The 11,805-nt window shown below is 38.5% G+C and carries 10 protein-coding genes; 1 reads left to right on the top strand and 9 read right to left on the bottom strand.

The window, feature by feature from the left end; translation table 11 throughout:
- Window positions 1-252 precede the first annotated feature (252 nt).
- From JCM14108_RS12730 to JCM14108_RS12715, 4 genes are all read right to left on the bottom strand, one after another.
- Window positions 253-1,281, bottom strand: a complete 1,029-nt coding sequence (locus JCM14108_RS12730; protein WP_035181300.1) for a RepB family plasmid replication initiator protein — start codon at window positions 1,279-1,281, stop codon at window positions 253-255.
- 2 nt (window positions 1,282-1,283) lie between these two features.
- Window positions 1,284-3,140, bottom strand: a complete 1,857-nt coding sequence (locus JCM14108_RS12725) for an STAS/SEC14 domain-containing protein (RefSeq protein WP_035181299.1) — start codon at window positions 3,138-3,140, stop codon at window positions 1,284-1,286.
- A gap of 16 nt (window positions 3,141-3,156) precedes the next feature.
- A complete protein-coding gene (locus JCM14108_RS12720; RefSeq protein WP_035181298.1) occupies window positions 3,157-3,705 on the bottom strand; it encodes a helix-turn-helix domain-containing protein in 549 nt (182 codons plus the stop codon).
- Between the two features lie 156 nt (window positions 3,706-3,861).
- Window positions 3,862-4,959, bottom strand: coding sequence for a DNA cytosine methyltransferase (locus tag JCM14108_RS12715; RefSeq protein WP_035181297.1), 1,098 nt, complete (start codon window positions 4,957-4,959; stop codon window positions 3,862-3,864).
- 55 nt (window positions 4,960-5,014) lie between these two features.
- Between JCM14108_RS12715 and JCM14108_RS12710 the strand changes: the two genes are divergently transcribed.
- The gene (locus tag JCM14108_RS12710; protein WP_035181296.1) at window positions 5,015-6,124 is read left to right on the top strand and encodes a restriction endonuclease, SacI family; all 1,110 of its coding nucleotides are present in this window, start codon (window positions 5,015-5,017) and stop codon (window positions 6,122-6,124) included.
- Here the strand turns inward: JCM14108_RS12710 and JCM14108_RS12705 are convergent.
- From JCM14108_RS12705 to JCM14108_RS12685, 5 genes are all read right to left on the bottom strand, one after another.
- Window positions 6,117-6,443 (bottom strand): hypothetical protein, encoded by a 327-nt coding sequence (locus JCM14108_RS12705; RefSeq protein WP_152536955.1) that lies wholly within the window; start codon window positions 6,441-6,443, stop codon window positions 6,117-6,119. The two genes, JCM14108_RS12710 and JCM14108_RS12705, sit on opposite strands and share 8 nt — an antisense overlap.
- Window positions 6,440-7,228: a ParA family protein gene (locus tag JCM14108_RS12700; protein WP_035181294.1), complete on the bottom strand. Its 789-nt coding sequence runs from the start codon at window positions 7,226-7,228 to the stop codon at window positions 6,440-6,442. Before JCM14108_RS12700 ends, JCM14108_RS12705 begins: the two co-directional genes overlap by 4 nt.
- A gap of 60 nt (window positions 7,229-7,288) precedes the next feature.
- Window positions 7,289-8,272 carry a tyrosine-type recombinase/integrase gene (locus tag JCM14108_RS12695; protein ID WP_225434503.1) on the bottom strand — a complete coding sequence of 328 codons (984 nt, stop codon included), beginning with the start codon at window positions 8,270-8,272 and terminating at the stop codon, window positions 7,289-7,291.
- Between the two features lie 184 nt (window positions 8,273-8,456).
- Window positions 8,457-8,618, bottom strand: a complete 162-nt coding sequence (locus tag JCM14108_RS14725; protein WP_160168516.1) for a hypothetical protein — start codon at window positions 8,616-8,618, stop codon at window positions 8,457-8,459.
- 808 nt (window positions 8,619-9,426) lie between these two features.
- The gene (locus JCM14108_RS12685; RefSeq protein WP_051996192.1) at window positions 9,427-11,571 is read right to left on the bottom strand and encodes a DnaB-like helicase C-terminal domain-containing protein; all 2,145 of its coding nucleotides are present in this window, start codon (window positions 11,569-11,571) and stop codon (window positions 9,427-9,429) included.
- Window positions 11,572-11,805 lie beyond the last annotated feature (234 nt).

The following is an 11,805-nucleotide window of genomic DNA, read 5'->3' as shown; positions in this document are numbered from 1 at the left end:
AACGGTTAAAGTTGATCCGCCTTGCACACGGCGACCCCCACCCTTGCACACGGCGACCCCCACCCTTTGAAAATTTCAGGAATATCAAGGGATGAGGGTCTTATTTTCTTCGTTTGTTTTGGGTTAGACTGTTAAAATGTCGTTGGAACAGAATGCGTCAAACCACTGGTGTATCAAGGGATTAGGGGATGCGTAGCGATACCCCCACCCTTAAAAACGGTTTTTTGGACAAGGCCCTTTTTTAAAGGTAACTTACTTCTTTGATTTCTTGGCATTATCAATGTGATTCTTTTGGTTATCTTTCCAGCGCTTAACAGATTCTTCAGGGTAGTCGACCCAAGCAGTTACAACAAGCATACTGTTAATAAATTGTTCGTAAGAAAGAGTGTCATAAGTGTCTTTTGTAAATGGTTGTCCGTCTGGGTCAAGGAAAGCATAATCTTTGAATATCTGTTGAACTTGTGGCGTGTCCCCTAAATCTCTGAAAAACGGTTCTATTATTCGCCCACTGTAATTACGATTAGTCTTTTTGACTTCTTCATAAGTTGGTAGGGACGGGATTGCATTTAAAAGGGTGCTGATTCGTAGGCGATCAGCATTAGGCTCGCCGTATGCAATTCGTTTCTGTTCCTGCATCTTACGGACAATGTAGTAAGCGTGCGGATGCTTTTGCGGATTGATTTGATAGGTTGCTTTAGCATAAGGCATTACTAAACCTCGCTTCGTGATAATATCATTGAATTCAGGACTAAATGATACGGTAACGATGCCGTCCGGCGTTCTATGAGCAGAAGTTAAGATATTAATGCCGTCAAAAGCATCGACATCTTTAGGACGTTTGCCCTTCCCGTTGGGGCGTTTCATTCCGGAATAAGAAAGTGTTGTTCGTAAGAATGCTTGCAGTCCTTTATCTAATTGATGCTTGGCATTCCTGCGGTCTTTAAGGTTTCGGTCATTCATATATTGGGTAACTGAAAACGATATTGTCCGGCTGTTCTCGTTGTTACTTCTAGTGTGCTGGGCGAGCATGTAATCAAAGATAATAGCTTCTGTTGGGGTAAAACTGTTTCCTTCTTTGGCATCACTGATTGTAGCAGTGATGTCGCCGGATTTAATGATTTGCGTTGATAATAAATTGGTAGTTCCTTGTTTAGAATTCAAACGAGAAATATCATTTATTGGTTTGTTTTGGGTAATTAGATCGTAGCTATCGGAAGTGAACTTCTTAGACGGCGCTAGGCTTGGGGTTTTAATTGGTGTGGTCTTTTTTTGTTTAACCATGATTACAGCCCCCCTGCGATGTCCTGTAAGACTTTACTTGCAGTAATTTTGGTGTCATTCCCAAGATCAAAGAAGCTAGCTATCAATGCTCTAACAGTCTTTTGCGCTTCTTCGGGGACATCTAAATTATCTACGGCTACGGGTTTAAAAATCTTCTTAAAGGTCTTAGCATCCCTAGCACACTGTTCCTTCTGCTTCTTCGTTATTGGATTGTCATAATTCAATGAAGGCGTAGCAAGTTCGTGATATTCCAGATAAACGAACTCATTAAAATCTTGAATAGCGCCGTGCAAACGGTGGAATGGGGCAAAGTTCTTCAGGTCAGCTAATTCTTTTTTGTTGGTATATTCAATCAAACCGTCAATAAATGCTTCAAATGCGCGCATATAGTTAATGCCCTGCCGTACGGATTCATAAGAGGAATTAATGTGGTCTAAGGTTTCCTGATCGTTAGCTACCCCCTGCAATGAAATCGAATTTAAGAGCTGGTTAAGTAGCCGGCGATGATTGTTACCAATATTGTGTTGTTGAAAGGTAGTAGTGATGTCGCTGTTTTTGCTATTGGGCTTAATCAGATAACCATAGTTTTTAGCCGTGTGTCTGATTGATTCCGGCATGACATCGCTTAAGTCATAATTGTTGCTTGGCGCAACTATGTCTTGGTAGTACGACATTCCTGCTTTTGCAAAAGCGCCATTGGAACTAAACCACTCAAAAATATCATCAGGAGCATCGTCTAATAATACTCTTACTTTATCGTTTTTCTTTAAGTCAGCAAGTACGGCGTCAATTAGTTCACTGTATTCATCGCTGATAAAAGCAGCAATATCTTCATATTCACTAATGTTGTCTTCCCCGTCGATTATGCTTTCAAGATCGGATAAATAGGTATGTAACACTTCGTACTTAGTAGTGTTTTTAGTGATCGGGTCAGTTGTCCCGTCTACCCATTTAAATGGGTCTTCGAGTTTGTATAAGGGATGCTCTTTTTCTAATAAACCTAAGGCATCGGTTAAAGGAATTTCGTTTTCGTAAGCAAGTTTAATTCCGGCATCATTCTTTGATTTTTGCCATTCTTTAAAGGTTTGTTCAGGGGATGCTTTGCGCATCTTGCTGTTTTTGTCGTTAAAAGAATAGCTAAATTTTAACCCAACTAATTTTAATTTTTCAGCATGAACACGGGCTTTAAAATCGTCTTCACTGATGTCTTTTGAGGTCGTTCCGTCCGGTAGTGCATAATAGCCGGTAAACATCTCCGGCATTGCATAGTACTGTTCAGGGTTTTCTGGTTCAGTTCCCCATTGGCTTTTTATGTTGTCATTTAGTTCTTTTAAGTATTTATCGCTAACCGTTTCATGTTTATATTTTTCGAGAATTGGTTTAGCAACATCGCTATCAATACTAGCCTGAAAAACAATCTCGGCTAAGCAAGTTTTTAAACTAGCAATGCCGGCGCTGTCGTCTTTGATATACTTTTTGAGTTTCGTCTTATAAGTTGAATATTGACGTTCACTGATTTCTACCGGTTTAGTTTCGATCACTTGTGAAGTAATTTTAGCCTGCATGATGCCACTGATGTAGGTTCTTAAAATCTGGTAATTACTAATGGCGTCTAAGGAAGTTGTGTTACAGAAGTTATATAAGTCGGTTAAAACGTTATATAGATCAACATATTTGTTGTAAACCAGTCCGTCTTTTCGTTCCAGCTTATTCATGGCTTCATTAACTTGTTCGGTAGAAAGTATTTCAGGATTACCCTTCATAAATTCGGCGATGTTTAAGATCATTGCAATTCCTAAACTTTTCCCCGTCCATTTGCCGTTCTTGATTAATCGTTGTAAGTTGTTCTTATTTACCATGTCTAACAATTCCCTTCTAGCTAAGCGATGCCGTCAACGCTTCAAGCTGTTGTTCCAATTCGGTTTGGTTATAAGCTTTTAATGTTTCGGTCAGAACACGTAACTCTTGCGTCAATTGATCGCCGGATAACTCGCCGGCTTTGGCTAATTCAATTAAACGTCCTAGCTCTTGGTTAATGTCGCTAGAATTGAAACCGTTAGAGAAGTCAACGGCTTCCCCTGTGCTTGGCGCAACATACTCTTTGTTTAACGCTTCCTGATACTTTAGCTTTAACTCTAACAGTTTGATCGGGTCAACGTCTGATAAATCAATATCATCAATCGCATCGTTGATTTTGTTAAGGGTTTGCCCTAGTGATGAGATGCGCTTATCTTTGAGCATCCCATAAGCTGAATACAATTCTTCGAGGCGGTCTTGCTTCCGTTTAGCAATCTCACTTGTAAAGTTGGCTTCCCATGCTGAACAGGTTGCCTTGCTGATATTAAGTTTTTCGGCAATCTTACCATAGCTTAGTCCTTCTGCCCGTAGCATGATGAACTGTTGTTTAGTATCTTCTGGCTTCAATTAAGGATGCTCCTTTCTTTAGATAGTGCTTTTTTAGGATGTCGGGTTTGTCGTAGACCCTAAATATTTCTTTCGGGATTAAATATCATGTTTTAACTTCCGCTAATGTATATTTGTAGAAGTTAGCGTGCAATGATATGCTAATTAGGTATTGTATTAATTAAAAATATTCAATTGAAAAGATGGCGATTTTTTAGTTTTTTTCATAGGGGTATTCGAAAGAATATCTTTAACAACTTTGGCAACTGAACTCGCTAGCAATGGTGGAACAGCATTGCCAATTTGGGTATATTGAGAACTCATTGGTCCAGTAAATTCATAGTCTTTTGGAAATGTCTGTAAAAGGGATGCTTCTTTTATTGAGAGGCGTCTTAGTCGTTTAGGTGCCTCTTTAAATTCAGGAATATATCCTTCATCAAGGTTTTCCCTATATATTTCAGCGAAATTCTTTTTGTTATTATAAAGGGCTTCATCGTCTATTATTGGGGTCTTGTTGCCTCCCATCGATGCAGGAAGAGTATTGGCGTATTCATCAATGTTAATCGGTCTACCAGCCCCATTGAATAGCATACCGGCATAGGCTGACTTTCTAAGAATTGGATTTGTAGCAAATGTGATTTTTGCAGTACTATCTAGCGGATTACCTTTACTGCCAATTTTAGGTATTGTAGCTAATGCTTCTCTAACAGTGGGTGCAACTCTTTTTTTCTGTTGCAATCTATAAGCAATTTCATCGGCTGAAACATCTTTATTCTTGAAAGCAATAAAGAACACTCGATATCTTTTTTGAGGCACTCCATAATCAACCGCATTTAATAAAATAGGCGTAATTGAATATCCCATATTTTCAGAAATGTTTATAATTTTTTCTCTGATCGGTGCCCACTTTGCTAACTGATAAAGAGCTTTGACATTTTCAATAACAAAGGCTTGAGGTTTTACATGTTGGACAACGTTTAGGAAATGCCACACCATTTTATTTCTTGGGTCGTTGACATCCATTTTTCCAGCGACTGAAAATCCTTGGCAAGGAGGTCCGCCTATGACTACGTCAACGTTAGATAAGCTATATAGATAGTCTAAATATTTTTCAATATCTCCTTGAAGTAACTTCACATTTGGGTGGTTAACTTGGTACGTGTTGGCAGCATTTTTATTCCATTCATTAGCGACTGTGATATTAAAACCGTTTTCTTCAAAGCCGATATCTAAGCCGCCTGCTCCTGTAAACAAGGATAATGTATTGAGTTTCATAATTAATTCCTCCATTTATAAAAAATTTAAAGTTTGAAGAGAGAGTGTTAATAAAATGTCTATATCTATAGAAAAAAACGAACAGAGTGAAATGACCAAGAATTTGATAAAGGCTTTAGATAAAGTAGAAACATCAAAAGCAACAAATGAATTTACAAATGGATTAACCTCTCAACAATTTAATCTACTAGAAAAAATATTTTTGGGAGATCATAAAACATATAAATACATATTATTAGCTGCATTAACTGCTAAGTATACTGTCCCAAAAGTAAACATACTATCTTTACAAGCAAAAGCTAATGTTCCAGGTGCTTACGATAATAGAAGTCTTTTGAAGAATATTATCGTCCCATTTGAACGCAAGTATTTGAATAATCAACTAGGTGGCTCAAATGAACCAGGGGCTAATAAGCCCGCCAGGTATGAAATGTTAGATAAAAGCAACGCTGTACGGAGAGGGAGCGACCAGGATAAATTAAATACATTGGTAGATGTTTTGCCAACATTTGATGATAAGAATCTGTTTAATGCTATTTGCTATAGTCTGTATCTGGTAATTAACGATTATTTTTCTATCAATGTAAATAATATGAAGTTAAGCAATTCCACACAAATTGAATTATACAATCGGTTAATTTTATTAAACAGTAAACCTATCGAGGGTCAAACCCTGCCACTAGTTATTGCTTATCTTTTTTCTGAATACGTGAATTCATTTATTCCTAATGGCAAACTCCTTATCCATCCTGTAAATGAAGCCGGAACGTCTTCACTGGAAGTAGGAGATATTGATATTGTTAATAATTTAAATAATAAATTAATTTACACGATAGAAACAAAAGATAAAAAGTTCAATCTGGATGATATTGAGCATGCTGCGCAGAAAGCAGGCAATGCCGGCTTAAGGAACCTGTTCTTTATATATGGTGAATCCGTTGTTGATTATGCTAGTAAACAAACGCTTTCTAAATGGCAACGTATTATATACCAGAGACATAACGTTTTTGTAGCAATTCAATCTATTTACGAAATAACTAAAACATTTATAGCTCTTTGTGATCTAAACGATTCTTCTAAAGCTGTCAAATTAATAGCTGATTTGGCAAAGAACGCAAAGATGAATGATAAAGCTAAAGAACAAGTTTCAAAATCGTTCATTTAAACAACTTCCTTGCCGATTCCAAAGTATTGGGATTCTTCTTGCTGTAATTTTTAATATAGTTTTCCAGTAACTTATTAGCGATAGCATTCACACTGGTTTCCTTCAAGGATGCGATCAGCTTAATATCTTTAGCAGTCGCCGGCGTAACCAGTAAACCCATACGCTCGCTACGCTTCTGTTCAGGCGCTTTACGACTAACAACGTTTCTCTTACCAGTGGTCATAACTTCTGGTCGGTCTGGTTCGGTACTAATTTCATCCTGTAAAATGTCGGCAGGGTTTTCCATTTGGGTAAAGTCTTTCTTCTTTGCTTGCATCATAGTAAACCTCCTAAAAGTTCATTGATAAATTTGTTGATGTCGTTTGTTACTTTAGCTTTCGGCGCATAAGTAAAGATGTTGGTACGTTCGCCCTGCGCTTCCTTGATAGCAATAGCTTCCCTAATCTTGTTCTTAAAGACTTTTGTTTGTAGCCGTTGGCTAGTTTCGTTAAACATGTTCGTAATGGCTTTAGTGAAGTTGGTTCGGGTGTCGTAACGTCCGATTAGAATACCGGCAACTTTTAAGTCAGGATTCGACCGCCGTTTAATTGATGAAATTGTCCGTGCAAGTTGTCCTAAACCTTTTAAGCTGTAAATGTCTGCTTGCGTTGGGACGATCACATAATCAGAAGCGGTTAAAGCATTCAATACGGCGATACTTAATGACGGTGGTGTGTCTAAGATGATAAAGTCGTAGTTCTCTTTAACATCCTTTAATGCATCGTTTAAATTGTATTGGGTGTCGATTAATTGCCTACGGGCAATCTGAACATCTAAGGTCGCAAGGTTAGGACTTGCGGGAACTAAGTCTAATGAACCTTTTACATCCGGCATGTTTGCATGAACAATCGCATCCCTAATATCAATATCCTGTAAAAGAAGTTCGAATGTTGTTTTCTTTGGGTCATATTTTAAATTGGTGGAATAGCTAGCGTCTGCCTGCGCATCTAAATCAACCAACAAAATTTTGTACCCTCGATCAGCTAACCCATAGGCTAGGAATAAAGACGTTGAGGTCTTACCCGTTCCGCCTTTTTGATTAGTAACTGTAATTGTTGTCGTCAAAACTTCATCCCCTTATCTGTACCAACATTAGTATATACTAACATTATAACATTAGTATGTTTACATATCCTTACCAAAAATAGCATTATCAACACGATTGCTACTTTTATTCTTAATTGCGGTTAAATGATGCGCATAGATTTCGGTTGTTTGTAGGTTAGCATGTCGTAATAGCTGTTGAGTTTCCTCTAGCGTGCCACCATTCAAAAGGTTTAGGGTTGCCGCCGTGTGTCGTGTACTATGTGCCGTTAAACGATCACTATTGAACCCTGCCCGCCTAAAACAGCTTTTAACCGTTCCACTGATGCTTCTGGTTGTTAAACGTTGTCCGGCGTTGTTATGACTGGTAGAAGTAAACAACGGTTCTTTAGGGGATGCGTTGCCCCGTACCTTCAAATATTCTCGAATGGCATTTTCAACATGTTCCGGCATTCTTACCGGCGCATCCTTTTCATCGTGTCCTTTACCTTGTACATATAAAACAGTTGTGTCGCCACTAGCCCGCATATCTTCAATGTTTGAACGAGATACTTCAATCGTTCGCAGTCCCATTGTCAGCATTAAAACCAGCATTGCATAATCACGTTTGCCTTTAACAGATGTCCGGTCGATCGTTAACAGTATTTTTCTAGCCTGCTTACTGGTTAGATAATCCTTCTTATGCTCGGTACTAATGCGGACGCCTTTTACATGTTTTGCAATATCTCGATAGATGCCGGCTTCTTCAGTCCATTTAAAGAATTGCTTTACTGCCATGATGTAGTTTTGAACTGTTGTTGCCCGCTTACCAGCATCCTGTAATTCCTTCCGGTATAACTTCACATCTTCCGGCTTTGGCTGTTGAATGTTATGCTCCTGCGTAAACTTGAACCATTGTTTTAGGGATGTCTTGTAAGTCCGTAGGGTGTTTGGGGTAGCGTCAATGAATGCCACAAACATATTAAAATAATCACGTTGATTGGTTGAATTGAATGTCGTTAAACCATTACGATCATTCTTATTAACCGGCATTACTTCCGCTTCAATAATTTCCCTTTTGTCCATACTCTTACATCCCTTCTATCCTAGTTTAACTTCTACAAATATTATAACATACTAATGTTAGCATATACATATATTATAATAAACTAACATTAGTATATTTGATGTTGCTAACATTAGTCTAATTGGTACATCTACAATGACAAACAAAAAGCTATCCTGACATGAATACAAGATAGCTTTCTTTTTATCCCAATATCTTTTTAAGTTCAGCACTGTTACTAAATTTCTTTAAAGCAATCAGGGCAGGGACGATTATTTCTTCACACGTTCCACCGGCTTTTATCAAACGGATAGTTTCAGATAGTTGTTGATAACCCAACTCACTGCTTTTTAGATAAACACTCACATTTTGACCTTCAGAATGTCTGTCAGCCGTTGCTTTGCTATCCTTATTGGCAATTATGCCGGCAGTAGCTTAAATGGCTTAGACGGCGTTTTATGGCGATTTTGTGTTTTGCCTTCATCTATTAAGCTTCCAAAGTCTAATTTCATGTTCTAACCCCGTTTTTAGTGAATGTGTAGAAATCGGTTCAAGGCTTATATTGTTATTGAATCAAAAATCAATAAGAAAGCTGGAATAACAAATGAAATTCTTTAGCGATATAGTTGTAGCCCCATTAAACGAACTTGAAGGCATTGATAAACTAATAAGTTTAATCGTTCTCTATCTCTTGTCATTCTTTTACAGCGGTACTTTCAACGACCGCAAGTCCAATCTTTTAAAATATATAAATGCTAACCAAACAACTACTAGAAATACTGTTATGCTACTATGTTATTTCCTGATCGTTGCGGATATTCTCTACTACACTTGTGCTTTTATTAATTATAAAAGGGCTTCGCATATACCAAATCTTGCGCCTGAAGCTCCGAAAATCATTGTCGATAATGTATTTAAAGACTACATCAACCCTATTTTTAAGCTTAACTTTTTATTCGGAGCGCTTATAATAACTAGTTTATTAGTATCAAACTTAATACGGTTAAATGTACTAACACTCTTTAATTCTCTGAATACCGGCTCAATTATTGCTATAATCCTTATGCTGTCCAGCGTTGCCTGCCACACCTTTCTTCCAATAAAGAATTTCTTTTGGCGCACATTTAATAAGGTTAATTCAAGATCATAACGAGATTCACTTACCTTTGGTTACCTAATAACGTCTTATACTGCATTTCGTCAATAACTTCAGAAGTTTCAGTATTCCGATATAAATGCTCGCCGTTTTTAGCTGATGTAACTTCCCAACCGTCCATAATCGGCAATGTATCGCTGCATTCACTTTTAAAGTTGCTGTATCAATTGTCGTCTTAGGCGCTTCAGAATTGCCCTTTAGGGATGCTTCAGGGTCAAGGTAGAAGTTGAACATTGGATAGTATGCAAAGTCTAATGTGTCGCCGGTTTGCCCGTTACGGTTCTTTAGAATAACCGCTTGAATTTCACGGCATTCCTGCGCCTTCGCATGGTCAACATCAAAGTCTTCGTCGCCTGTTCCTGTAAGCTGAAGTCCAATTAAAACATCCGAACTATATTCAATGTCGCCGGATTCCTTAAAGGACTTCATGCTTACTTTGGTGTTGTAACTATCACGGTTAAAGCTACTGATCGTAATTACAGGGATGTGATGCTTGGTAGCAAGTTTCTTCATTGCATTAACGGAAGTCGTTACGTTCGCTTTATCGGTTGCACTTGGTTCTTCAGGTTTGAGTATCTGTAAGTAATCAATGATAACTACGGGACGCTCGCCGGTTCGCAAAACATAATCATCGACTACTTTTTGAATATCAGATATTTTGGGACGAGCTTCAGTTCCGTCATGAATAACCACATTGCTGTAATAGTCGCCGTACTGCTCAATCGACTTCGTAACATTAGCTAACTGCGCCTTACTGTAACGTTTCTGCCACTTTCCCTTTAAGATGCTTCTAGTCGTTTGAGCTAGTTCGGGCTTGTGGTCGATAGATGCGTTCATGAAAGTATGCCGGCTAATACTCTTTGTCATTAGTTCATAACGTCCCATTTCAAGGGCGAAATACATGACCGGTCTGCCATTCATTGCAATATAATCAGCAATCTGTAAAGCAAAAGTCGTTTTCCCTAATGATGAAATTGCCCCAATTCCGTACAAACCTTCATAAAGACCGCCGTCTAATACTTTGTCTAAATTATCGAAACCAGTCGGAATTGCTTGCACATCTTGACTGTTGTTGATGTAGTCCAGTAGTCCTTGTAGATAGTTGTTAGGGTCTTTAACCGTTTGGGCTAATTCATCTTCAAACTCTTTTCGGTTAGCTACAAGCGCTTCGTTGGCGTCTTTGTGTCCTCGTGCGATCTGAACATCATAGTTCGTTAAATGTAATTTATTTAATGTATTGGTTAGACGATTAGTCGCAAGTTGGCCGGCGCTGTCATTGTCCATTGCGATTAGGAAAGTTGGCTGATAATCATTGTTTTTAAACTGGTTTTGCTGTTGAGAAACGCATTTAGCAAACAGGTTCACATTACTTGTGCTACCTAATGCGACTGCTTGCGCTACGCCCGTTTCAATGATACTTAGAGCGTCAATCTCTCCTTCAACAATGAAAATTGGCTGATTCTTCGAAAGGGCTTGTTCATTAAAGATATGAACTTGTCCTTCTTTCATTTTGGCATACTTCTGTTCAGCTTCAGTTAGATCATTCCTAACATCCCTAGCGATATAACTTGTATTGCTAGTCGGAATAATAAGGCGGGGGGATGCTTCCGGTTTTGCCCCGTTTAAGATAGCTTTGGGGCTTACCCATTCGCTACTGTAACCTAATCCATACGCTTTAGCCGTTTCTAAACTGATTCCTCGCTTGCTGAAGTAATCCGTGTTCTGCAAGTTGCTTTGGGCGGTCGCAACTAGCTTCTGATTAATTTCATTTACTTTAGACTGCATCCCTAATTGTTCATTTTTAACCTGATTTTGTTCGGTTTTGTTAGAAGTCGTCAACGGCTCGGCATTGATGCCGTACATTTTAATGGCTAAGCTATAAGCATCCGCAAAGTTAAAGTTTGGTACTGGTTTACCCTGATTATCGGCAACAATTTGAGCATGTAACTTCGTAACAGCAATTAAATCAAATATGTCCCAATAAGCCCCACATCCAAAACAATGAACATGTTTACCATCCTTCTTATCAAATGACATTGAAGGTTTTTTATCATCGTGTTCGGGATTCAAACAAGTAAATGGTTTATCAATGCTGATTCCTTGCCCATTTAAGAAGTCTGGTAGTTGCTGTTTGATTTGATCTTTAACTTTGCTGTTACTCATGTCGGCATTCTCCTTGTTGGTTTGTTTATGTGTATTATAGCAAGGGCGCTTTTTTAAAAGTGCGCCCCTTGCCTTATTAAAGATCTTAAAGACCTTAAAGACCTAAGAGATTTCGACCCTCTCAAAATCCAGTGATAGCAAGGGTTTAAAAATTTGTTTGCGTAGCGATACCCCACCTTTGCACACGGCGACCCCCACCCTTGACTACACGGCGAGCCCCCCCCTTGCGACATC

Source organism: Lentilactobacillus farraginis DSM 18382 = JCM 14108 (assembly GCF_000583655.1).
Classification (GTDB): domain Bacteria; phylum Bacillota; class Bacilli; order Lactobacillales; family Lactobacillaceae; genus Lentilactobacillus; species Lentilactobacillus farraginis.
Note: the sequence above shows the minus strand (reverse complement) of the source record. Positions and strands in the feature narration are given on the sequence as shown.